This is a genomic window from Caballeronia sp. LZ028 (assembly GCF_031451415.1).
Lineage (GTDB): Bacteria > Pseudomonadota > Gammaproteobacteria > Burkholderiales > Burkholderiaceae > Caballeronia > Caballeronia zhejiangensis.
Genome location: NZ_JARUXN010000003.1, coordinates 407,855 through 432,212 on the forward strand (window position 1 = coordinate 407,855; position 24,358 = coordinate 432,212).

Genomic DNA, 24,358 nt, shown 5'->3' on the forward strand with positions numbered 1-24,358 from the left:
GCTTATCCACTTCGAATCCGAGCCCAGGCCAGCAAAAGAATCAAATAAGCGAGCAGTCGGAGTTTTAGGCAATCAAAGAACTACTCCAGGGCCGCGCACCAAATCGATGCGTATTAGCGAAGCTGTCCGCAAGCGCTACACGATCCAAGCTCGATTTTTAAAGCGGCGCTACAATCCCGATGCCTAAAACCGACTGGCGCCCCACACAGTCGGCTATTTGCGATATCCGCTGAAACCACTCAAAAAGCCGGAGCGCTCATGACCACGCTTTCCATTAACGGCCAGAATCATTCGGTCGATGCGCCACCCGACATGCCGCTTCTCTGGGTATTGCGCGACATCGTAGGACTCACAGGAACCAAATTCGGCTGCGGCATTGCGCAATGCGGTGCGTGTACCGTTCACCTCGATGGCGTCGCGGTTCGTTCATGCGTTTTACCGATTGCCGCCGTTGGCGATCGCAAGGTGACGACGATCGAAGGCATCGGGGAAACACCCGCCGGCAAGAAAGTGCAAGCGGCCTGGCGTTCGCTCGATGTCGTGCAATGCGGGTACTGTCAGTCTGGACAAGTCATGTCCGCCGCGGCATTGCTCGCGACAGTCTCCGATCCCAACGACTCCGATATCGATGCCGCGATGGCGGGCAACATCTGCCGCTGCGGCACTTATCACCGCATTCGCGCCGCCATCAAGCAGGCCGCAAAGGAGGCGTGACATGTCGCAAGGATTGATCGAGGCGGGGCGTCATGCGGCTCGCGCGGGATTGTCGCGTCGCACGTTTCTGAAGTTCGGCGTGACCGCCGGCGTCGCTGCAAGCGGCGGATTGCTGATCGGCTTCAGCTTGCCGGCCGCGAGCCAGGATCAGGGCAAAGGCAAGTCGGTTATCGGAGGCGATGGCGTCGAGTCCGCGCAAGAAGGCGTATTCGCACCGAATGTGTTCGTGCAGATCGACAAGAGCGGCAAGGTCGTGCTCATCATGCCGAAGGTCGAAATGGGACAAGGCGTCTATACCGCGTTGCCCATGTTGATAGCCGAGGAGCTCGAAGTGCCGCTCGATAGCGTCACGATCGATCATGCGCCGCCGAACGAAAAACTTTTCACGGACCCGCTGTTGGGCGGTCAATTGACAGGCGGTTCGACGTCCGTGCGCTATGCGTGGGAGCCGTTACGCAAAGCGGGCGCGGCCGCACGCATGATGCTCGTCGCGGCGGCGGCGCAGGAATGGAAATGCGATCCATCGTCTTGCCAGGCGCAAGGCGGCAAGGTTATGCATGCATCGGGAGAACGTAGCGCGAGTTATGGCGAGCTCGCCGAAGCGGCCGCGAAATTGCCCGTTCCGCAAGACATCAAATTAAAGGATCCGAATAACTTCAAGATCGTCGGCACGCCGGTGAAAAGGCTCGATTCGCCAGAGAAGGTCGATGGCACTGCAATGTTCGGTCTCGATGTGCGCTTACCCGACATGGTGTATGCAGCAATCGTGAATTGCCCCGTGTTCGGCGGAACGCTCGCATCCGTCGACGACAGCAATGCGAAGAAGATTCCCGGCGTGCGTCAGATCGTAAAGTTCGACAATGGCGTCGCGGTGATCGGCGATCATACGTGGGCCGCCAAACGCGGCGCGGCTGCCTTGCAGATTCAATGGAACGAAGGCGCGAGCGCCAACGTATCGACGAAGCAGATCGTCGACGACATGGCCGATGCATCGCAGCGCACGGGCGCGGTGGCGCGTAAGGAAGGGAATGTCGACAATGCGTTTGCCAATGCGAAGACGCGCGTCGATGCGGTGTACGTTCAGCCGTTTCTCGCGCATGCGACGATGGAGCCGATCAACTGCACGGTGCACGTGCGCCCGGATGGGTGCGATATTTGGCTTGGCACGCAAGTGCCCACGCGTATCCGCGATGCCGGAATGAAAGCGACTGGATTGCCTGCGGAAAAGATTCATGTGCATAACCATTTGCTCGGCGGCGGCTTCGGCAGGCGGCTCGAATTCGACATGGCCACGCAGGCGCTCAAGATCGGCAAGGCGCTCGGCGTTCCGGTCAAAGTAACGTGGTCGCGCGAGGAAGACATTCAGCACGACATGTATCGGCCGTGCTATTACGACAAGTTATCTGCGGGACTCGATGCCAACGGCAAGCCGGTTGCATGGACGCATCGCATCGTCGGGTCGTCTGTGCTTGCGCGTTTTGCGCCGCCGGCAGTAAAGGATGGGGTCGATCCCGATGCCGTCGAAGTGGCATCCGATCTTCCGTACGACTTACCCAATCAGCTCGTCGACTATGTGCGGCTCGAACCGCATGACGTGCCCACCGCATTCTGGCGCGGCGTGGGACCGACGCGTGGCACGTTCGTCGTGGAAAGCTTTATCGACGAATTGGCCGTGCAGGCGAAAGTCGACCCCGTCAAGTATCGGCGAGATCTGCTTGGCAAGTCGCCGCGCGCACGCAACGTGCTCGATGTCGCGACGCAGGCGGCGGGCTGGGGACAGCAATCCGTGCCGCAGGGACAAGGGCGCGGCGTTTCGGTGATGCACGCATTCGGCAGTTTCTTCGCCATCGTCGCGGATGTCGCTGTCGACAAAGACGGCGAGGTGAAGGTGAATCGCATCGTGTGCGCCGTCGATTGCGGCATGGTCGTCAATCCCAATACGGTCGAAGCGCAAGTGCAAGGCGGCATCATATTCGGCATTACCGCCGCGCTCTATAGCGAAATCACGATCAAGGACGGACGCGTCGAACAAAGCAATTTCACCGACTATCGAATGCTGCGCATTCACGAAACGCCGCCGGTGGAGGTGCATATCGTCAAAAGCACGGAAGCTCCTGGCGGCATCGGCGAACCAGGCACAGCGGCGCTTGCGCCGGCTATCACGAATGCGATCCATGCCGCAACGGGCAAGCGATTGAGGCGCTTGCCCGTAGGCGATCAATTGCGTAGCGCCTGAGGAGCCCGTCATGAAGAACGCATTCAAGCCTCTCTTTGCGATGCTGTTTGCATTGGCGTCCTCGGCTCATGCAGCCGACGATGCACTCGTCACGCGTGGCGCCTATCTCGCGCGAGCAGGCGATTGCGTCGCTTGTCACTCGACTCAAAAGGGCAAGCCGCTCGCAGGCGGTTTGCCGATGATGACGCCGTTGGGCGCGATCTATACGACCAATATCACGCCCGATCCGGACACGGGAATCGGCCGCTACACGGAAGAGGACTTCGCGCGCGCCTTGCGCGAAGGCGTTGCGAAGGATGGGCATAACCTTTATCCGGCGATGCCTTACCCTTCTTATGCAAAGATAAACGACGAGGACATGCATGCGCTTTACGCGTATTTCATGCATGGCGTCACACCCGTCAAGCAGGCCAATCGTGAGCCGGACATGAAATGGCCGCTCAATATGCGCTGGCCGCTTAAGCTATGGAACGCGGTCTTTCTGGAAAAGGGCGTTTATCAGAACAAATCCGGAAAGGATGTCGCGTGGAATCGTGGCGCTTATCTCATTCAGGGACTCGGACATTGCGGCTCATGCCACACGCCGCGGGGCATCGCATTTCAGGAAAAAGGACTCGACGAAAGCAATAGCGCCTATTTGACGGGCGGCTTGCTCGATAACTGGTTCGCTTCCAACCTGACGGGCGAGCACAATACCGGCCTCGGGCGCTGGTCGGAGCAGGACATTGCCAGCTTTCTCAAGACGGGCGCGAACGCGCACGCGTCTGCATTCGGCTCGATGACGAGCGTCGTCAACAACAGCACGCAGATGTTGAGTGACGACGATCTTGCCGCGATGGCGCGCTATTTGAAGTCGTTGCCCGCGTCGGGGGGCAATGGTGGACCGCGCTATTCATATGATCCCAAAGCGACGAAAGTGTCCTTGTCGCGTCCGGCCGCATCGGATTCGGGAGCGCGGGTCTATACCGCCTATTGCTTGCATTGTCATGGTGCGGACGGCCGTGGCTTCGCACCCATGCTTGCGCCGCTCGCGGGCAATCCAAACGTTCTGGAAAAGGATGCATCGTCGCTGATCAACGTGACGCTGAACGGCACCGGCGATCTGGTTATCGGCGGCGTGCCCGCGCCTTACCCGATGCCGCGCTATGCACCCGTGCTGAACGATCAGCAGATCGCGGACGTACTTACTTTCATCCGGGGCGCGTGGAACAACGGCACGCCGGCTGTGCAGGCATCGGACGTGACGAAGATGCGCAAGGCGACGCAGTGACTGTATGGGTCAGGAAGAAAAATCGATGATATCCAGGTGAATCGAACTGGATGGATGCGCGAGGAATTTGCGATGCACACGTGCACTGATGCGCTCATAACCATCGCTCAGGGCTTTTAGCAAGCGCTCGTCGCTTGCTCCTGTCGGTGCCCAAAAGCACTGTTCCAACGCCTTGCGCGTGATGTTGCATTGAATGGCCTGCTCGCGAGAGAACGCGACGAAGCTGACGGAGGCGCGGTCCGCCGAAATAGTGGCATGGATCAGGAGCTTGCTCGTCATGGTTCGACAGGAGAGATACGTTTCGCTGAATTTTATTGTGTCAGAATTTGGTGAACTCGCGAATCCTCGAATGAGCGCGAAACGTGCGCAAACGGCCAGAAGCAGGCGTTTTTCGCTTCAAGGCGGTTCCAACGCGGGGACAAACTTCATATGAATGAATCGAACGTTCGTATTCGGCGTTCACCGACGTTAAACATTTGCGGAGTAGTCTGAGGTGCAACCTGCGGGATTCGACGCCGCGCGAGATCCCATACCGGCAACACTGGCGCGGTTGTCCATGAATGTCCATGAAAAATGAAAAGAAAAGCATGCTCAGGTGTACTACTCTAGGAACGATCATCCGAAGCGGCGCGGCACACCGCATCAGCAAGCGGGTCGTGCGGCGCATTCCCGGAACTTCACCGGCAACGTCTACGCGGCTTCTGTTGCGGCGGGCGTTGTCGCCAGCAGGAGCGGAACATGAAGCATCCATCGTTGATGGATCCCTGGAGCCGTACCCTGGCAATGCTCGACAGCCTTCCGAACCGCCCTTCGGAAGCGAACGAGAAGCTCTCACTGATGACACGACCGCTCGTACGGAATGTCCAAGGCAAGACCGCATGCATCGGATCCACCGACGGGCATTGCGTCAATATTCGCGTGCTGGAGCGCTTGAGCGAATCGACGCTCTCGCTATCCTGGCACGATCCCACGTCGTTCAATTACTCGGAGCAGGTTTGGGCCCTTTGCACTGCCCGCAAGCGCGGAACGTGCGCCTTGAGCGGTCAGGCGATCAGGCGCGGACAGCCTGTTTATAGGCCGAGGCGTGTCGGCAGTTCGGTCCCGCTCAATAGCGGCGCAATGATTCTGGCGCTTGCGCTCACTCCGGCTGAACAGGAAGCGAGCCTCGTTTCCGAGTGATCGGCTTTCGTCCGCGAGACGCGTGCGCGAAGCACGCGTCTGTGGCCATGCGCGAACTGCCTTGATGATCCAAAGGGATGCGTTATCGCGTATCGTCTGATGAGCGGACGATGACCAAGCTCGTTCAAGTTCAGGTGTATCTGCGAGCGCGCTAACGACATCTGCGTTTTTCTTGCAAGAGCGCTTGGCTTGGGCGTTATCCATATAAGATCTGCAAAGGATGGCAATCGTGCGTCGCGCGGACGCATTACATTGCTCATTCCATTCGCCGCTTGCAGAAATCTATGGGAGGAGTTATGGCCACATTGGCACAGTTGGAAAGCCAGATTCAGAAATTGCAGCGTCGCGCGGATGTATTGCGGGAAAGAAAGTCGATCGAGGTCATCGCCAAAATTCGGGCAATGATGGACGAGTTCGGCTTGACCATTGCCGATCTCGCCAAGGCCGGTTCAGGCACGCGAAAAACACGCGGCCGTCCTGCGGGTTCTGGTCAATCGGCCATTTCCAGAAAAGGAGCGACCAAGTCCAAGTTGCCGCCGAAATATCGCGACCCGGAATCGGGCGCCACCTGGAGCGGACATGCTCGTCCGCCCGCCTGGATCAAGGATGCGCCTGACCGCAGCGTGTATCTGATCAATGGTGCTGCCAGCAAGAACGGCGCGCGCAAAAGAAAGAGTGCACGGAACGCCGCTGCCTAAAGGTAAGGGAAGGCTTAGGCGAGCAAGGGACTGCGCACGCGGGAAAAACCGCTTGCCCGATCATAAGCAAGCCCGATCTGCAATACGCCAAGTTCGCCTTGCGTCGGTCCAATGATTTGCAATCCGGCCGGCAAGCCGCCGGCACCCAATCCGGCTGGCGCGCTTAGCGCGGGCAGCGATGCCATCGTCGCCGGAACGACGGTCTCCATCCAACGATGATAGGTATCCATCTCGCGGCCGTCGATAAGATGCGGCCAGTCCAAGTCCGCATCAAACGGAAAGACCTGCGCCGAAGGCAACACGAGATAGTCGAAACGATCGAATAGCGCATTGATTGCCTGATACCAGGCCGTCCGATCGCGAATTGCACGGGACGCATCTTCTCCCGATAACTTCAGACCTCGTTCAATCTCCCATACCGCTTCCGGTTTGAGCAACTTTCTCTTGGCGGCGTCGCGATAAAGCGGCGCATTGGTGCCGGAGAAGGTAAGGCTGCGCAAATCGATCCAGGCTTTCCATAGACAGTCGAGATCAAAGTCGATATCGGCAGCCTCCACGATGCAGCCCGCCGTTTCGAAGTGACGCAGCGCCGATAAATACGTCTCCATCAACCCCGCTTCCATCGGCAGATGTCCGTTCAGGTCGCCGAGCCAGCCAATACGCGTGCCGCGCACATCGCGCTCGAGCGCGTTCGCGAAGTCGGCGGGCTTGTCGTTTCTGCGTGAAAGAGGCGCGCGGACGTCGAAGCCGGCCTGTACCGACAACAATAGTCCCAGATCGGGAATGGTTCGCGCGATCGGCCCGGCGACGCTGAATTGCTGGAAGAAGACGTCGTCGCTTGGCGCATACGGCACGCATCCTGGCGTCGTGCGAAAGCCGAAGACGTTATTGAATGCAGCGGGCGTGCGCAGTGAGCCCATCATGTCGGTGCCGTCCGCGAAGGGCAGCATGTGCAACGCGACGGAAACCGCCGCGCCGCCGCTGCTTCCGCCCCCCGAACGCGATTGGTCGAAGGCGTTGCGCGTGGTCCCGTACACCGGGTTATAGGTATGTCCGCCCAAGCCGAATTCCGGCGAATTAGTGCGGCCAATGAATATCGCGCCCGCGTTGCGCATGCGCTCGAAGATGACGGCATCCATCTTCGAAAGTTCGCCTGCATAGAGAGGAGAGCCTTTCGTCGTGACCATTCCCGCGACGGGAAGGATATCTTTGGGCGCTTGTGGAAAGCCATGCAGAGGTCCAAGGCTCTCTCCGCGCGATAGCTGTGCATCGCGCTCGGCGGCGAGAGAGCGTAGTGCATCGCGATCTTGCATCGCAACGATCGCATTCACGACAGGATTGAAGCGATCGATTTGCGCTAGATAGGCGTTCATCACTTCGACGCACGAGACGTCGCGCGCATGAATTGCTCGAGTCAGCGCGATAGCTTCGAGCGAAACAATATCCTTATCGGGCGTTGAGACGGACTTTGCGTCGAGTGCGGTCATGGCTATGTCGTGAATGGCAGACGGATTCAGCAATGAAACTCGGGAAGAACATGTGCGGCGACTTCTTCGATGATATCGCGCGCGGCTCGTCGTTCCGATGTGATGTTGAGCGTCACATGATGCGTTCCGTTCTCGCGCATCTCGCGCAAGAGCGTAACGAGCGCGCGACGTCCCGTGCGATAGCCGAGCGATATGTCGACAGCGGGTTCGTTCGCATCTTCGCTGAGATCGAGCCGCATTGCGACGCCGAATGCACGAAAAGCGCCGGACGTCGCGCGATCGACCGCAGCACGCCACATGCTATATCGCCCGCGCTGAGCTTGCGGCTCGCGATGATAAGTCATCCAGCCAAGCGAATGACGCGCAATCCAGTCGACGCTCTGACCGCCCGAACCGACGGCGAGCATTGGAATGGAAGTGCTATGGCGAGGCAAAAGATAGAAGTCGGGCGCGCCTCCAGGTGCATGATCGGGGATCACGCGAGAGGGCACGGTGACGGCAGCGGCGAGCGTTTCCCAATGTTGCCTGTACAGATCGCGCCGTGTATCCGGATCGCGGCCGAACGCGGCGTATTCCGGTGGACGATCGCCTGAACCGACGCCCAGTATGAAGCGTTGCCGAGACAGGGCGTCGACGGAGATTGCGCCTTTGGCGACATGAAGGGGATGTCTGAGCGTCAGCACGATTGCGCCGCTGATGAGCGCAATGCGTTCCGTGTTCGATGCCAGCGCGCCGAGCAGCACCCAAGGGTCGAGATGTCCGACCGGATCGGGATACTCGATACTATTGAGCGGCACGTCGCGGACCCAGAGCGCACGAAAGCCGAGCCGGTCGGCCAGCCGCGCCAGCGATAGCTGTTCGCTGTAGTCGACGACGCTCTCGTTATCGCGCGTGATCGGCAGCGTGATGCCGATAGAGAGCTTGTCTTGCGCGAAAACCGAGTTCGCGATCGAAGACGACATTGGAGTGTTTTCGCTAGCGTTCATGACACGCGTTGCGTCGAGGAAAGGGTCCGACGCTGATGGTATCACTGCCTTGATAAACGATGCCCGGCGCGATAAAGCACCAGGCATCGTTGAAGCGCGAGTCTTTAAGCAGCGGGCACTAGGCTGCGCCGAGTGACGATCGATACGACATACGTGACGATGACATTCACGACGAGTGCAATCAGGCCGATATAGACCGGCCACGAAGCATCACCGAGATGGACGACATAAACCGGCTTGAGGCCTTGCGAGATCGCGAGACCGGTGCCCAGCACGATACCGAACAGCCAACCCAGAAATAGGCCGGGCGTGGTCAATCGGCGCGTATAGAGCGTGAACACGATGGCCGGGAATATCTGCAGAATCCATACGCCGCCGAGCAACTGCAGGTCGATCGCATACTGTGTCGGCAGGAACACGATGAATAGCAACGCGCCGAATTTCACGACGAGCGATACGAGCTTCGCCGTCGATGCTTCAGCCGTGGATGACATGTCAGGCGATACGAGTGGACGCCACAAGTTACGGGTGAACAGATTCGCTGCGCCGATCGACATGATCGCCGCCGGCACGAGTGCGCTGATCGCGATAGCCGCAGCCGCGAAGCCCACGAACCACGAGGGAAACAGCGTGCCGAACAACGCCGGCACGACATCCGATGCCGACTTCACATGCACGCCCGCCGCGATCGCCATATAGCCCAGCAGCGCGATCAAGCCCAGAAGCAGCGTATAGGCTGGCAGGAAGATGGCGTTCTTGCGCACCGTCATCGCGGATGAAGACGAGAGCACCGCCGTCATCGTATGTGGATACATGAATGCGGCGAGCGCGGAGCCGAGCGCGAGCGATGCATAAGCCGTGAATTGTCCCGGCTTGAGAATGATGCCCGTCGGGCCACCTTTCGCCTTGAAGTATTGATCGGCCGAATCGAATACATGCGCGTAACCGCCCAGCTTCAAAGGAATCAGCCATACCGCCGCGATCACGACGATATAGATCATGATGTCCTTCACGAAGGCGATCATCGCGGGGGCGCGCAGGCCGCTCGTATAGGTATAAAGCGCAAGAATCACGAATGCGATGATGAGCGGCAGTTCGCCCGTCACGCCGAGGCCCTTGATGACAACTTGCATGCCGACGAGCTGAAGCGCGATATAGGGCATCGTTGCGACGATGCCCGTGATCGCCACCGCAGCAGGAAACCATTTGCCGCCGTATTCGCCCTGCACGTAATCTGCGCCCGTGATGTGATTTTTCGCATGGGCGATCTTCCACAGCTTGGGCATCACCGCAAACACGAACGGATAGACGATGATCGTATAGGGCAGTGCAAAGAAGCCATACGCGCCGACCGAATACACAAGTGCCGGCACGGCAATCACGGTATAGGCCGTATAGAAATCGCCGCCGACGAGAAACCATGAAATCAATACGCCGAACTGGCGGCCGCCGAGGCCCCATTCGTGAAGCTGTGTGAGATCGCCTCGCTTCCAGCGCGCGGCGAAGAAGCCGACGACGGTCACGAGCACGAAGAACGCGATGAAGATGGTCATCGCGACCGGATCGACTGGCGTGAGATCGTTCATTTCAGGCCCCTGTGCACGATGTAAAGCAGGAGCGAAGTGAGCGGCACCCACAAGAACTGATACCAATAGAAAAACGGAAAGCCCGCGAAGGAAGGCCGTGTGTCGTTATAGAACGGCAGCCAAAGCAGTGCGACGTAGGGTATCAAAAGCGCAACCCAAAGCCATGGGCCACGGGGCGCATCGTTATCGGATTCCAAAGCTATTCTCCTCGTGAATCGGCGCTGATAAGAACTTGCCGGCGCGCGGCCTCCGCGAATGTTCTGCCGATGCGAGTGAGCGCCGCGCCGCGAACGGCTGCGCATTATCCAACTAATTCGCTTTTATTGCCGGACGCCTAAGAGATGGAAAGGGCTTGTGCCAATCGATGCTTACGCAAGGCTTTCCGCGTCTGCCGAATTCGACGAATCGCCGATAGCTTTGGTCATTTCATGCCTTCAAAAACGCGCGATACATGCTTACGAAGTTATGACGCGCGGAGAACTCGCTCGCATGCCGGCGAGCATCGCGCGCTTGCCGCCGAAGCCTGCAAGCTTGCGATATTCGAATCCGCTTTCGATGAGTGCGCGTTTGACAATGCCCGCGCTGGTGAACGTGGCGAAGGTTGCGTCGTCTTTTGCCATGCGCGCCAGCGAAGCGAATATGGCGGGCGTCCACATGTCCGGATTCTTGGCTGGCGCAAAGCCGTCGAGATAGATGGCGTCCGCTGCAACGCCATGATCGGCCAGGCGTGGCAAGAAGTCGGCGGCGTCGCCATAGCCAAGCGTCAACCTGACCGCGCCGGCAACGAACGTTCGCCGATGCACGCCGCCTTCGAGCAGAGGCCATGCGCGAATGAGCGCGTCGGCCAGTGGCGCGATAGCGGCATCGTCGATGATCGCCGCGTGCGCCGCGCGTAGATCGTCTGCGCGGAATGGATGCTTTTCTATCGATACGTATTCGAGCGTCGGCGGCCGATGTGCATCGCCGAGCCACGCGGCCCACGTCGCAAGGAAATTGATGCCCATGCCAAAGCCGGTCTCGAGCACCGTGAAGCGATGCTTGCCGCGCCAGCGCGCGGGCAAGTCATTGCCATCGAGAAAGACATGGCGCGCCTGAGCCAGCGCGCCCGCCGCGCTGTGATAGATGTCGTCGTGACGCGGCGAATACGGGGTTCCGTCACGGAACACGAGCGATGCCGGAATCAGCGGCGCTTCCATCGTTCAGGCATCGGGCGACGATTGATCGAGCGTGATGCCCAGTTCGCCTGCCATTTGCTGAACCATTGCGCGCAATTGCGTGACTTCATGAGCAAGGCGCTTTTGCTCGGACTTCAACGCTTCGAATTCGGAAAGGGAATAAGATTCGCCGCCTTGAGTTTCGCGCGAAGGCATATCGCTCAAGCTTACTTCGCCGCAAAGCAGATGCATCCAGCGGCTTTCGCGCTCGCCCGGTGTGCGCGGCAGCTTCACAACACGCGGCGGATCATTCGCGGCGAGTTCATCCAGAAAGCTCTCGACCGATGATATATCCGCGAACGAATGCAGCCGCGCACTGTTCGCGCGCAACTCCGCCGCGGTTTGCGGGCCCCGCAGGAATAGCGTGGCAAGTAGCGCAACTGACTGACTCGGCACGCCGAGCACGCGGTTCACGTTATGTTCGAAGCGCGGCACACGGCTGCTGCTGCCTTCGATGACGAGACTCAGGCGTTTAAGGCCATCGATCGTCGTCAGCACTTCGTCCTCGCTTACGCTCATCACCGGGGCGCGTGCGGTCTTCTGATTGCATCCCGCGGTTAGGGAATTCAACGAAAGAGGATAGGTGTCAGGCACGGTATGCTGTTTCTCGACGAGCACGCCGAGCACGCGGGCTTCAAGCGGCGTGAGTTCGCGCAGTGCGGGGGGACGGGGTGTGGCTTCAGAGGGCGTGTTCATAAGCGTGATTGACGTGCAGTAAGACGCCTATCATACCGGCGCCGCAGGAAGCTTCTGTCATTCACGCACCTCGATGCAGCATGAAGTTCATCCAGCGCACGTGCATTGTCCGGCAGCGATGCGCTGTTTTGGTGCAAAAGATCGCGACGGCGTATTCGTAGCGTGCTTTATATAAGGAGGCGAACCGCTTTAATCATTGGCATCGAAGTTGCTTTTTCTGCATCGGCACTGGGCTGCCCGCGCAATCGATGCTTCACACAGCAATGGTGTGACGGATAAGTGAGCATCGCGCTTCGAGGTCGCCTATCGACGTACCATGCGGTCGGGTGCGTCGCGTCTTTCGGGCTCTTCAAGCGTTTGCGAGTGCAACCAGAAATACGAGCGAAGGGGAATCGACGCCCCGGCATGCACTTCATTTGGAAGACCGGCTATGACGCAAGCATTCTTCAACGAGATGTTCGAGCGCAGCGATCTGGAGGCGCGCGGGTTGCCGGCGGTGGCATTTCGCGGCGTGGGTGATCCACGCACGCATTACCGCGATTTCATGGCCTGGCTTTCCGCTCAAAGCGAGCAGCAGATCGATCTCAAACGCGCCGAAGCGGATCTCAACTTCAGGCGTGTCGGCATAACCTTCGCGGTCTACGGAACGAGCGATCTGCCCGGCATCATTCCGGAGCGCACGATTCCATTCGATGTCATTCCGCGCATCTTCCCCGCCGATGAATGGCGCGCGTTGGAGCGCGGCCTGCGGCAGCGCGTGAACGCGCTCAACCGCTTCATCCACGATATCTATCATCAGCAGGACATCATTCGCGCGGGCATCATTCCCGAGGCGCAGATACTCGGCAACGCTCAATATCGTCCCGAGATGCGTGGCGTCGATGTTGCGCGCGATATTTACGCGCACATCGCGGGCATCGATATCGTGCGAGCCGGGCAGGGTGAGTTTTATGTGCTCGAAGATAACTTGCGCGTGCCATCGGGCGTTTCGTACATGCTCGAAAACCGCAAGATGATGATGCGGCTATTTCCCGATCTATTCGCGCGCAATCGCGTGGCGCCGGTGGCGCACTATCCGGACTTGCTGCTCGATACCTTGCGCGCGGCCGCGCCCGCGGCAGTCGAAAATCCGACCATCGTCGTGATGACACCGGGGATGTATAACTCGGCTTATTTCGAGCACGCGTTTCTGGCGCAGCAGATGGGTGTCGAACTCGTCGAAGGGCAGGATCTCTTTGTCGAGAACGATTATCTGTATATGCGTACGACACAAGGGCCGCAGCGCGTCGACGTGATCTATCGCCGCATCGACGATGACTTTCTCGACCCGCTCGTGTTCCGGCCGGATTCCGCGCTCGGCGTGCCCGGTTTGATCGGTGCATACCGCGCGGGTAACGTCTCGTTATGCAACGCGGTGGGGACGGGCATCGCGGACGATAAATCGATCTATCCGTATGTGCCGGACATGGTGCGCTTTTATCTCGGCGAAGAGCCGATTCTCAACAATGTGCCGACGTGGATGTGCCGCAAGCCGGATGATCTGAAGTATGTGCTCGACCATCTTCCCGAACTCGTCGTAAAGGAGACGCATGGCGCGGGCGGTTACGGCATGCTGGTCGGCCCGGCTTCGACCGCGGCGCAGATTGCAGAGTTTCGTGCTGTGCTCGAAGCGCATCCGGAGAAGTACATCGCGCAGCCGACGCTCGCACTTTCCACCTGTCCGACATATGTGGAGACAGGAATCGCGCCGCGTCACATCGATCTGCGTCCGTTCGTGCTATCGGGCACTGAAGTGCGAATGGTGCCGGGAGGCCTGACGCGGGTTGCATTGCGGGAAGGTTCGCTCGTCGTGAATTCATCGCAAGGCGGTGGCACAAAAGATACGTGGGTACTCGAGCGCTGAGGTCAGTCATAAATAAAGCGCTGCGTCACCAAAGACAACGACAAACAACCGGGATCACCCATGCTGAGCCGTACCGCGGATCATCTCTTCTGGATGGCGCGCTATACCGAACGCGCCGAAAACACCGCCCGGATGCTCGATGCGAACTATCAGCTCTCGCTTTTGCCGCAGTCCGATGAGTATGCGGAACTGGGATGGCGCGCGATGTTGTCGATATCGGAATTGAGCGGAATTTATTCAGCCGCGCATCACGGCATGAAAAGCCGCGACGTGATCGACTTCATGGCGCGCGATCTGTCGAATCCTTCGTCCATCGTCAGTTGTTTGCGTGCTGCACGCGAAAATGCGCGGGCCGTGCGCAGTTCGACCAACAGCGAGTTATGGGAATCGCTCAACACGACGTGGCTCGACTGTCAGCGCATGCTTGCCGACGGCATTCTCGAGCGCGAACCCTATACGTTCTTCGAATGGGTGAAGTTCCGCTCGCATCTTTCGCGCGGCGTGCAGCTCGGCACGCTCGTAAAGGACGATGCGTTCTATTTCATGCGTCTCGGCACTTTCATCGAACGGGCGGACAATACAGCGCGCATTCTCGACGTCAAGTTTGAAATGATGGAACAGCGCGCGGATACTTCCGCACAGCCGTTCGATTACCACCATTGGGTGGCGGTGCTCGGTTCGGTATCGGGTTTCGAGGTGTATCGCCGCGTTTATCGCGATGTCATTACGCCCGAACGCGTGGCGGGGCTGCTGATTCTTTATGGCGACTGGCCGCGTTCCCTTGCAGCGAGCATCGCAGAAGTGGAGCAGTTGATTGGCCACGTGACGAAAGGGCGGGATACGGAAGCGGCGAGGCTCGCCGCGCAATTGAGTTCGGAACTGAAGAACGGGCGCATCGTCGACATCCTGAAAGGCGGATTGCACGCTTATCTCGTGGATTTCCTCGCGCGCGTGAACGATCTCGCAGGCCGTGTGAGCCGCGACTTTCTGTTGCCGATCGCGCCGGAACCGCCGATGCAATCGCAAACGCAGTCGCAGTCGCAAAGCAAAGGCTGAGCGCGTGCGTTCAGCGCTTGGCCGCCGCCGCGACGACACGATGCACGAAGCGGAGCTTGTCGATGACAGGCGGCGCGAGCGTGAACGGATAGCCGTCGGGCATGCCGAGGCTGCGATTCAGGCTATTCAGGACATAAGTGAGTGGAAACCAGCGTTTCATGAGGTTATCAAACGTGGTTTCGTCGACGGGCGTCTGATCGGTAAGCGTCGGCTCGTGCGGACTATCGGGCACAAGCACGAGGCCGCACGATACGGCGGTATCGAGCGTGTCGACGATATGCAGATAATGCGCCCAGGTCTCCGCCCAGTCTTCCCACGGATGCATCGTGGCGTAGGCACTGATGAAGTTGTCTTCCCATTGAGCGGGCGGACCTTCCTGGTAATGGCGGTCGAGTGCGGCGGCGTAGTCGGCTTGTTCGTCGCCGAATGCAGTGCGAAACGGTGCGATGCGAGCGGTGTCCGCGATCAGGCGATCAAAGAAGTAGTGCCCGGATTCATGACGGAAATGACCGAGCAAGGTGCGATACGGCTCGTGAAGCGCAGAGCGCGTTTTCTCGCGATGAGCATCGTCAGCTTCAGCGATGTTGAGCGTGATGATGCCGTTGTTATGGCCCGTCATTACGCCATGGCCTTGCGCATCCGCTTCGAGAAACTGGAATTCGAGGCCGCGCTCGGGATCTTCCTGACGCGACTTCACGGGCAGGCCCAACTCGGAAAACGTGTACAGCAGGCGGCGCTTCGCGGCTTCGATGCGATACCAGTAGACGCGGTTTTCCGGATTCGAGAGGTTGGGAATGGTGCTCGTCAATTGGCACGAGCAGCACAGCGGGTCGGCCGGATCGACGTCGGGCGCAGGAACGACCCAGTTGCAGACATTTTCGACCACGTAGTTATGGCACGGCCGATAGAGGAGATCTTTGGCGAGCGGATGCAGGCTGCGCCAGCGACCGTCCCCGTTTTCTTCGAAGGCGCTGATCTGACTGATCTCGGGCACATAGCCGAGCCGCGCGCCGCAGTTTTCGCAATGCGTGTTCTCGAAGAACACGAGCTGGTTGCAGCGATTGCAGTGAAAGGTCTTCATCGTGTGGTCGGCGGAAGTGTTATTGCGCGAGGTTCAGTGTGCGCGCTATCGGCGAAGCAGTCGCAAACATCGTGCCGTAGTCAGAACGTTTTTTCCATGACAAGCAGAAAAACGCGTTGCAGCGCGGCTTGTGTGCGCGGCGTCAATTGAGCAAAGGAGTCCGGTGTGTCCATTCGTGTCGCGTTGAACCATGTCACGCACTATCGCTATGACCGGCTCGTCGGTCTTTCGCCGCAAGTCGTGCGCTTGCGGCCTGCGCCCCATTGCCGGACGCCGATCGTGTCGTATTCGATGCGTGTCGAGCCAGAGGATCATTTCATCAACTGGCAGCAGGACGCGTTCGCGAACTATCAGGCGCGACTGGTTTTCCCCGAGAAAACGCGCGAATTCAAGGTAACGGTCGATCTCGTTGCGGAAATGGCCGTCTATAACCCGTTCGACTTTTTTCTCGAACCGGCCGCCGAAAAGTTTCCATTCAGCTATGCGCCAGAATTGCTGCATGATCTCGCGCCTTACATGGTCAAGCGTGAGCCGACTCCGCGCTTTGCCGCATTTGTCGAAAGTATCGATCGCTCCCCGCGCGCGACGATCGATTTTCTCGTCGAATTGAATCAAAGGCTATCCCACGAGATTCGCTATCTGATCCGCATGGAGCCGGGCGTGCAGACGCCCGAGGAAACGCTTGAAAGCGCGGCGGGTTCGTGCCGGGATTCCGGCTGGCTGCTCGTGGAAACGCTGCGTCATCTCGGGCTGGCGGCGCGTTTCGTGTCGGGCTATCTGTTGCAGCTCGCACCGGATACCAAATCGCTCGATGGCCCGAGCGGCACCGAAGTGGACTTCACCGACCTGCATGCGTGGTGCGAAGTGTTCCTGCCTGGAGCGGGCTGGATAGGCTTCGATCCTACTTCCGGCCTGCTCGCCGGCGAAGGACATATTCCGGTCGCGTGCACGCCGGAGCCGGACAGTGCGGCACCGGTCTCTGGCGCGATTGACAAATGCGAAGTCGAATTCGTTCATGCGATGTCGATCGAGCGCGTGCTCGAAACGCCGCGCGTGACGAAGCCTTATAGCGAGGAAGACTGGAACGCGGTGCTGCGTATGGGCGAGCAGGTGGATGCGCGATTGAATGCATCCGATGTGCGTCTCACCATGGGTGGCGAGCCGACTTATGTTTCGGTTCGCGATCGCGATGAACCGGAATGGAACACCGATGCGCTGGGCCCGACGAAGCGCGCCTACGCCGTTTCGCTGATGGACAAGCTGCGCGCGCAGTACGGCGCGGGCGGCTTCCTGCACATCGGACAGGGCAAGTGGTATCCGGGCGAGCAATTGCCGCGCTGGGCGCTGTCGCTTTTCTGGCGCGCGGATGGCGAACCGTGCTGGCACGATCCGTCGCTTTTTGCGGACGAGCGGCAGCCCGCGTCTTACACATCGGATGACGCCGCGCGCTTCATTCGTCATCTCTCTGGCAAGTTGTCTTTGGATTCAAAATACATTCAACCCGCCTACGAGGATACGTGGTACTACCTGTGGCGCGAACGCCGCTTGCCGGTGAACGTCGATCCTTTCGACTCGCGTCTGGACGACGAACTCGAGCGCGCCCGGCTGCGGCGCGTGTTCGATGCAGGACTTCCGTCGATTACGGGCTACGCGCTGCCGATTTCGCGGGAAGACGCCCCCACGATGCAGCCGGGCCGCTGGACCAGCGGTCCGTGGTTCTTCCGCGACGAGCGCATGTACCTGATTCCGGGCGATTCGCCGATGGGCTACCGCTTGCCGCTCGACTCGCTGCCGTGGGTTTCGGAAGGCGATTATCCGTGGCAGCACGCGCACGATCCGTTCGCGCCGTCGACGCCATTGCGCACCGCGACTGAATTACGCATGCAATATGCGGATTTGGATAATGAATCGCGCATGCAAAATGCCGATGCAGTCGGAACGCGGCATGCAATGGCAACGGGTCCGTCGCGGGAGCGCGTCCCGCAACGCGGCGAGTCGGCTGGCTGGATCGCGCGGACCGCTGTGTGCGTGGAAGCGCGTGACCCCGCGCGCGCGGCCGGTCCGAAAGCGGAAGCCGACGCCCTCGAAAAGCTCGGCAACGGCAACAAGCTGATGCATGTCTTCATGCCGCCGCTCACCGAACTCGACGACTATCTCGATCTGCTTGCGGCCATCGAAGCCACGGCTTCCGATCTGAAGATTCCGGTCATTGTCGAAGGCTATCCGCCGCCGCGCGATGCGCGTCTCAAGATGCTCCAGGTGACGCCGGATCCGGGCGTGATCGAGGTGAACATTCATCCGGCTGCGAACTGGAACGATCTTGTCGAACACACGGAGTTCTTGTACAACGCGGCGCACGAGTCGTATTTAAGCCCCGAGAAATTCATGCTCGATGGCCGGCACACCGGCACCGGCGGCGGCAATCACTTCGTGCTTGGCGGTGCGACACCCGCCGACAGTCCATTCCTTCGTCGCCCCGATCTGCTTGCGAGCCTGATCGCGTACTGGCATAACCATCCATCGCTGTCGATGCTGTTTTCAGGGCTTTTTATCGGTCCGACGAGTCAGGCGCCGCGCGTCGACGAAGCACGCAACGATCAGGTCTATGAACTCGAGATCGCGTTCGCCGAACTGCAAAGACAACTCGATATGCTCGGCGGACGCGGAAATGCCACTGTGCCGCCGTGGCTTATCGACCGCATTTTGCGCAACATCCTGATCGACGTAACGGGCAACACGCACCGCGCGGAGTTTTGCATCGACAAGCTGTATTCGCCCGACGGACCCACTGGCCGGCTCGGCCTGCTCGAACTGCGCGGCTTCGAAATGCCGCCGCACGCGCGCATGAGTCTCGTGCAACAACTGTTGTTGCGCGCGCTCGTTGCACGATTTTGGAACGCGCCCTATACCGCGCGACTCACGCGTTGGGGCACCGAACTGCATGACCGGTTCATGCTCGGCACTTTCGTGCAAATGGATTTCGACGACGTGCTCAGCGAGTTGCGCGAAGCGGGCTTCGCATTCGAGCGAAGCTGGTTCGCGCCGCATTTCGAGTTCCGCTTCCCACTCGTCGGCGCATACGATACGAACGGCATCGCGCTCACGATCCGCAATGCACTCGAACCGTGGCACGTCATGGGCGAAGAGGGCGCGATCGGCGGCACGGTGCGTTTCGTCGATTCATCCGTCGAACGTCTCGAAGTGCGCGTGATCGGCCTGAATGGCAATCGGCATGTCGTAACTGTCAATGGCGAGACGCTGCCGCTGCAACCTACAGGGCGCGTAAGCGAATACGTGGCCGGCGTGCGCTTTCGCGCGTGGTCGCAAGCCGCATCCCTGCATCCGACCATCGACGTACATGCGCCGCTTACCTTCGATATCGTCGATACATGGACCGGACGCGCGATCGGCGGATGTCAGTACCACGTCGCGCATCCGGGCGGACGCAACTATCAAACCTTCCCGGTCAACGCCTATGAAGCCGAAAGCCGCAGGCGCGCACGCTTCTTCGCGACAGGACACACGCCCGGTGCGATGCATGTCGAAGCCCGCGAACGCAGCCTCGAATTCCCGTTCACGCTCGACCTGCGCTATCGTTGAAGTGCAATCATCATTCGAATAAAGAACAGAGACGACATTGGCCTATCAATCGACCTTGCCTTTCGACATCGCCTCGGCCCGCATCGATGCGCTCGCGCTGCTGCGCACGCTGCCCGCGCGCGAAGGGCATTGGGACGAATTGCGCGACGCGGCAGGCCAGTTGCGTGAGCCCTGGCGTCAGTTTTTCGAATTGCTCGGCGAGCAGGGCGTCGAGCGGCTCGACGATGGCGTCGCCGCCGTCGCGCAGCAGGTGCGCGACAACGACATCACGTACAACGTGTATGCCGATAACGGCAAGCCGCGTGCGTGGTCGCTCGATCTCCTGCCGCTCATCATCGATGAAGAAGAGTGGGCGCTGATCGAGCGCGGCGTTGCGCAACGCGCGCGCTTGATGGAAGCGATCGTCGCGGATGTCTATGGTCCGCAGACATTGCTGCATCGCGGCCTGCTGCCGGGCGCGCTCGTCTTCGGGCATCCCGGCTACTTGCGCGCGGTGAAGGGTTTCATGCCGCCGTGCGGCCGCTTTCTGCAGATCGTCGCTGTCGATCTCGCGCGCGCGCCATCCGGCTCGTGGACGGTCATCGCGCATCGCACCGAAGTGCCTTCCGGTTTGGGTTATGCGCTCGAAAACAGATTGATCGTCTCGAGCCTCTTCGCCGATCCCTTTCGCGCGATGCATGTGAGCCGTCTCGCGGCGACCTATTCGCAACTCATCGCGACGATCGCGCAAGCGGCTCGCGCGACGATGCACGATGACGACGACGGCCGCAGCGATGCATCGAACGATGCGCCGCATATCGCGTTGCTGAGTCCCGGCCCATTCAGCGAGACTTACTTCGAGCATGTGTTTCTCGCGCGATATCTGGGCGTGACGCTCGTCGAAGGCAAGGACCTCACGGTGCGGCACGACAAGCTCTATCTGAAGACGCTTGCCGGCCTGTCGCGCGTGCACGCAGTGATACGGCGTCTTGACGATGCATTCTGCGATCCCGTCGAATTGCGCGCGGACTCCACCATCGGCGTGCCCGGCTTGCTGCAGGTCATGCGTGCGGGCAATGTGATGGTGTCGAACGTGCCGGGCGCGGGCTTCACGGAATCCCCCGCGCTCAACGCGTTTTTGCCGGGCATTGCGCAAGCCTTGCTGGATGAAACTCTGGAATTGCCGACGGTGCCGACATGGTGGTGCGGCGAAGAAGCCGCGCGGTCCGAAGTATTCGAGCGCCTTGATCACGCGCTCATCGCGCCGACATGGCCTGGCGCGCAGGCCGATCACGCACCGGGCATCGATGCGGGCGTGCAGGCGCTTTCGGCATGGCGCGAACGCATCGAACGCGCGCCGGATGTCTTCACGGTGCAGGAGAATCTGCCGTTCTCCACGGCGCCGCGCTTTCATGATGGCGCGCTCGGCTCGCGTCCATGCGTGCTGCGCGCCTATGCGATCGCCAACATCGACGGAAGCTGGAGCGTGATGCCAGGCGGCTTCACGCGGCTCGCGGCCGACAAGCGCGCGACCGTGTCGATGCAGTTCGGCGGCAGCAGCGTCGATACATGGGTGATGTCGAGCCAGCCCAGCAGCGCCGTGTCGTTGCAACCGACGCCGATGAAGCCGGGCGAGCTGCGCAAGCATCGCATCGTGTCGAGCCGAGCCGCGGAGAATCTTTTCTGGGCGGGTCGTTATGGCGAGCGCGCGGAAAACAACGTGCGCTTGTGCCGCCTTCTGCTCGGCATGCTCGATGGCAACGATGCTGAAGAGCTCTTTCCGACGCTCACTGAACTCGCATCGCAATGCGGACTCATCCCATCGGGCGAAACGCTCGCGCGCAGCACGCCGCAAGCGTTCGAACGTGTGCTCGTCGCGGGCTTGCCGGAATCGAGCAAAGCGACGAGCATCGGCGACAATCTCGCGGATCAGGCGCGCGCATGTGGCGAAATTCGCGACCGGCTTTCGACGGACCACTGGCGCACGATCCTCGCATCGCGCAACGACTTTCGTGATGCGCTCGCGCGTCTCTCGCCGAGCGATAAGGCAGATGAAGGCACGGTTCGCATCGGCCGCGATTACGATCGCGTGATGCTTGCAGGCGCGCTCGAACATCTTGCGACGCAATTGTCCGCAATCAGCGGCGCGCAAGGCGATCGCATGACGCGTGATGAAGCATGGCGGCTGCTCTTCATCGGAAGACATATCGAACGCGTATCGACGATGGCTACGATCCTGCATGTCGTCGCCGAGCGGGGCACGCTCGCGTCGCCCGCGGGCTTCGATCTTCTCTTGCAACTCTTCGACAGCACGCTCACGTATCGCTCGCTTTATCCGGGAAGACTCGAAGTGCCGGCGTTGATCGATCTCATCGTCGTCGATCAAACCAATCCGCGCGGACTCTATGGGGTGTACTCGCGCTTGCGTACGAAGCTCGATGAGATCGCTGCCGCAGCCGGTGGCGCACGCCGCGCACAAGCGACACGTTTCGCTGATCTTCTCGTTCACGCCGATGCGTTGCCCGATCTCACCGCGCTTTGCGAAACGCGGGCCGACGGCCGTCACGATGCGCTGATCGCGGTATGCGACCGGCTCGTTGCGTCGGTCAGCGCGGCATCGAACGAAGTCAGCGCGCGCTACTTCAGTCACGCGAATACGCTTGCCGCACAGGTGTCGTCATGAGCCTTGGCCTGAACGATACCGTGCTCGCGGTCACGCATCGGACCACCTATCGATACTCGACGCCCGTCGAAATCGCGCAGCACCTGGCGACGATCCGTCCGCTGCATTGTCCCTGGCAGCAGGTTATCTCGCATACCGAGCGCATCGATCCGGTACCGTCTTATGTGCATAGCCGCGTCGATGCATTCGGCAATGACGTGTTGTACTTCTCGCTCGATGCGCCGCACGAACGGCTTTCGATGACGAGCGAAACCACGGTCCGGCTTACGCCGCGCTGGGATGCGCTCGATGCCGAAGCGACGCCGCCTTGGGAAGATGTCGCGGATCGCTTGCGCTACAGCGCGAGTGGTTCGTTCTATCCGGAAAGCGAATTCTGTTATGCGTCGCCCAATATCTCGCTCGATCATGCATTGCGCGCGTATGCGCAAGCGAGCTTCGATAAGGGCACGCCGCTCGTCGCGGGCGCCATCGATCTGATGCATCGCATTCATGCGGACTTCGACTACAAACCGTCTGCGACTGCGTTCGATACGCCCGCATCGCGTGCGTTCGAATTGCGTCATGGCGTGTGTCAGGACTTCTCGCAAGTGATGATCGGCTGCCTGCGTGCGCTTGGATTGCCTGCTCGTTATGTGAGCGGCTATCTGCGCAACGATCCGCCGCCGGGGCACCCGAGGTTGATCGGCGCCGATGCTTCGCATGCGTGGGTGTCGGTGCATTGTCCGCAAAGCGGATGGATCGACCTCGATCCGACCAATGATGTGCTCGCGGACCTCGACCATGTGACGCTCGCGACGGGGCGCGATTACAGCGATGTGTCGTTGCTGCGCGGGATGATTCTCGGCGGAGGCGCGCACCATGTGGATGTGGCGGTGAATGTGCTGGCGTTATAAGGTGCATGTCCATGCAAAGAAAGCACGCGATCCCATACTGCGTTAATGTTTAGGGCTTTCGTCGCCATGCGCAGGCTTTAGCGCATGCCTTTCGCTTTGCAAGGAGATTCGCACGATGGAATACGTGAAACTGGGCTCGACCGGTCTCGAGGTGTCGCGGCTCTGTCTTGGTTGCATGACCTACGGCGCGCCCGATCGTGGCACGCATCCCTGGACGCTCGATGAGGAAAAGAGCCGTCCGCTCATCAAGGAAGCATTGGACGCGGGCATCAATTTCTTCGACACGGCCAATACTTACTCGGACGGCACGTCGGAGGAAATCGTCGGACGTGCGCTGCGCGATTTCACGAAGCGCGACGACATCGTCATCGCGACGAAGGTATTCAACCGCATGCGCCCCGGTGCGAATGGCGCGGGGCTCTCGCGCAAGGCGATCTTCAACGAAATCGATAACAGCCTGAAGCGGCTCGGGACCGATTACGTCGATCTCTATCAGATTCATCGATGGGATTACACGACGCCGATTGAGGAAACGCTCGAAGCACTACATGATGTCGTGAAGGCGGGCAAGGCGCGTTATATCGGCGCATCGTCGATGTATGCGTGGCAGTTCAGCAAAGCGCTCTATACCTCTCGCGCGAACGGATGGACCGAGTTCAAAACGATGCAGAATCATTTGAATCTGCTGTATCGCGAGGAAGAGCGCGAGATGATGCCGCTTTGCAGGGATCAGGGCATCGGCGTGTTGCCCTGGAGTCCGCTTGCGCGCGGCCGTCTCACGCGCGAATGGGACGCGACGAGCGCGCGTCAGGAATCGGATACCTTCGGCAGCACGCTGTATCGCACCGACGATGCCGATCGCGCGGTCGTCGAAGCCGTGGCTGCAGTCGCGAAGGCGCGCGGCGTGCCGCGTGCGCAAGTGGCGCTCGCGTGGGTTGCGCAGAAGGCGCCAGTGAGCGCGCCGATCATCGGTGCATCGAAACCGGGACATGTGAGCGATGCGGTCGCGGCCTTATCGCTGAATCTCACGGCGGACGAGATCGCGCAACTCGAAGCACCGTATGTGCCGCATGCCGTGTCCGGTTTCAAATGACGCG

Annotated in this window: 18 protein-coding genes and 1 pseudogene; 11 read left to right on the forward strand and 8 right to left on the reverse strand. The window is 60.0% G+C overall.

Annotated elements, in window-relative coordinates:
* Window positions 1-258 precede the first annotated feature (258 nt).
* The 3 genes from QCE58_RS19435 to QCE58_RS19445 are packed head-to-tail and all read left to right on the forward strand — an operon-like array spanning window position 259 to window position 4,220.
* A complete protein-coding gene (locus tag QCE58_RS19435; protein ID WP_008347788.1) occupies window positions 259-714 on the forward strand; it encodes a (2Fe-2S)-binding protein in 456 nt (151 codons plus the stop codon).
* A gap of 1 nt (window position 715) precedes the next feature.
* On the forward strand, window positions 716-2,950 hold the full coding sequence (locus tag QCE58_RS19440) for a xanthine dehydrogenase family protein molybdopterin-binding subunit (RefSeq protein ID WP_250522260.1): 2,235 nt from the start codon (window positions 716-718) through the stop codon (window positions 2,948-2,950).
* 10 nt (window positions 2,951-2,960) lie between these two features.
* Window positions 2,961-4,220, forward strand: coding sequence for a cytochrome c (locus QCE58_RS19445; protein WP_008347792.1), 1,260 nt, complete (start codon window positions 2,961-2,963; stop codon window positions 4,218-4,220).
* A gap of 9 nt (window positions 4,221-4,229) precedes the next feature.
* Here the strand turns inward: QCE58_RS19445 and QCE58_RS19450 are convergent, their stop codons facing one another.
* Window positions 4,230-4,499, reverse strand: a complete 270-nt coding sequence (locus QCE58_RS19450; protein WP_250522261.1) for a DUF1488 family protein — start codon at window positions 4,497-4,499, stop codon at window positions 4,230-4,232.
* A gap of 459 nt (window positions 4,500-4,958) precedes the next feature.
* On the opposite strand from QCE58_RS19450, the gene QCE58_RS19455 reads away from it, so the two are divergent.
* Window positions 4,959-5,399 (forward strand): DUF3331 domain-containing protein, encoded by a 441-nt coding sequence (locus QCE58_RS19455; RefSeq protein WP_008347795.1) that lies wholly within the window; start codon window positions 4,959-4,961, stop codon window positions 5,397-5,399.
* A 296-nt stretch (window positions 5,400-5,695) separates the two neighbouring features.
* Window positions 5,696-6,097 carry an H-NS family nucleoid-associated regulatory protein gene (locus tag QCE58_RS19460; RefSeq protein ID WP_008347797.1) on the forward strand — a complete coding sequence of 134 codons (402 nt, stop codon included), beginning with the start codon at window positions 5,696-5,698 and terminating at the stop codon, window positions 6,095-6,097.
* Between the two features lie 14 nt (window positions 6,098-6,111).
* Here QCE58_RS19460 and QCE58_RS19465 read toward each other — a convergent pair whose 3' ends face one another.
* From QCE58_RS19465 to QCE58_RS19490, 6 genes and pseudogenes are all read right to left on the reverse strand, one after another.
* Entirely contained in the window at window positions 6,112-7,584 is a 1,473-nt protein-coding gene (locus QCE58_RS19465; RefSeq protein ID WP_250522262.1) for an amidase, read from the reverse strand.
* 26 nt (window positions 7,585-7,610) lie between these two features.
* Window positions 7,611-8,546 carry an LLM class oxidoreductase gene (locus tag QCE58_RS19470; RefSeq protein WP_250522263.1) on the reverse strand — a complete coding sequence of 312 codons (936 nt, stop codon included), beginning with the start codon at window positions 8,544-8,546 and terminating at the stop codon, window positions 7,611-7,613.
* A 128-nt stretch (window positions 8,547-8,674) separates the two neighbouring features.
* Window positions 8,675-10,156 carry a monocarboxylate uptake permease MctP gene (gene mctP / locus QCE58_RS19475; RefSeq protein ID WP_008347801.1) on the reverse strand — a complete coding sequence of 494 codons (1,482 nt, stop codon included), beginning with the start codon at window positions 10,154-10,156 and terminating at the stop codon, window positions 8,675-8,677.
* Entirely contained in the window at window positions 10,153-10,353 is a 201-nt protein-coding gene (locus QCE58_RS19480) for a DUF3311 domain-containing protein (RefSeq protein ID WP_309780095.1), read from the reverse strand. Before QCE58_RS19480 ends, mctP begins: the two co-directional genes overlap by 4 nt.
* Before the next feature lie 270 nt (window positions 10,354-10,623).
* Window positions 10,624-11,352 (reverse strand): annotated as a pseudogene (mnmD, locus tag QCE58_RS19485) (tRNA (5-methylaminomethyl-2-thiouridine)(34)-methyltransferase MnmD); the annotation flags it as partial.
* Between the two features lie 3 nt (window positions 11,353-11,355).
* On the reverse strand, window positions 11,356-12,066 hold the full coding sequence (locus QCE58_RS19490) for a YceH family protein (RefSeq protein WP_250522264.1): 711 nt from the start codon (window positions 12,064-12,066) through the stop codon (window positions 11,356-11,358).
* A gap of 430 nt (window positions 12,067-12,496) precedes the next feature.
* On the opposite strand from QCE58_RS19490, the gene QCE58_RS19495 reads away from it, so the two are divergent.
* Both QCE58_RS19495 and QCE58_RS19500 read left to right on the forward strand, forming a co-directional pair.
* Complete coding sequence (locus QCE58_RS19495; protein WP_008347805.1) at window positions 12,497-13,969, forward strand: circularly permuted type 2 ATP-grasp protein; 1,473 nt, start codon at window positions 12,497-12,499, stop codon at window positions 13,967-13,969.
* A 60-nt stretch (window positions 13,970-14,029) separates the two neighbouring features.
* The gene (locus tag QCE58_RS19500; RefSeq protein ID WP_250436408.1) at window positions 14,030-15,025 is read left to right on the forward strand and encodes an alpha-E domain-containing protein; all 996 of its coding nucleotides are present in this window, start codon (window positions 14,030-14,032) and stop codon (window positions 15,023-15,025) included.
* Window positions 15,026-15,035: 10 nt separating this feature from the next.
* Here QCE58_RS19500 and QCE58_RS19505 read toward each other — a convergent pair whose 3' ends face one another.
* Window positions 15,036-16,106 carry a putative zinc-binding metallopeptidase gene (locus QCE58_RS19505; RefSeq protein WP_250440889.1) on the reverse strand — a complete coding sequence of 357 codons (1,071 nt, stop codon included), beginning with the start codon at window positions 16,104-16,106 and terminating at the stop codon, window positions 15,036-15,038.
* A gap of 165 nt (window positions 16,107-16,271) precedes the next feature.
* Between QCE58_RS19505 and QCE58_RS19510 the strand changes: the two genes are divergently transcribed.
* The 4 genes from QCE58_RS19510 to QCE58_RS19525 all read left to right on the forward strand — a co-directional run bounded on the left by QCE58_RS19510 (window position 16,272) and on the right by QCE58_RS19525 (window position 24,354).
* The gene (locus tag QCE58_RS19510; protein WP_250522265.1) at window positions 16,272-19,706 is read left to right on the forward strand and encodes a transglutaminase family protein; all 3,435 of its coding nucleotides are present in this window, start codon (window positions 16,272-16,274) and stop codon (window positions 19,704-19,706) included.
* A 37-nt stretch (window positions 19,707-19,743) separates the two neighbouring features.
* Window positions 19,744-22,368 (forward strand): circularly permuted type 2 ATP-grasp protein, encoded by a 2,625-nt coding sequence (locus QCE58_RS19515; RefSeq protein ID WP_250522266.1) that lies wholly within the window; start codon window positions 19,744-19,746, stop codon window positions 22,366-22,368.
* Complete coding sequence (locus QCE58_RS19520) at window positions 22,365-23,261, forward strand: transglutaminase family protein (RefSeq protein ID WP_008347810.1); 897 nt, start codon at window positions 22,365-22,367, stop codon at window positions 23,259-23,261. Before QCE58_RS19515 ends, QCE58_RS19520 begins: the two co-directional genes overlap by 4 nt.
* A 115-nt stretch (window positions 23,262-23,376) precedes the next feature.
* Window positions 23,377-24,354, forward strand: a complete 978-nt coding sequence (locus QCE58_RS19525; protein WP_250457208.1) for an aldo/keto reductase — start codon at window positions 23,377-23,379, stop codon at window positions 24,352-24,354.
* Window positions 24,355-24,358 lie beyond the last annotated feature (4 nt).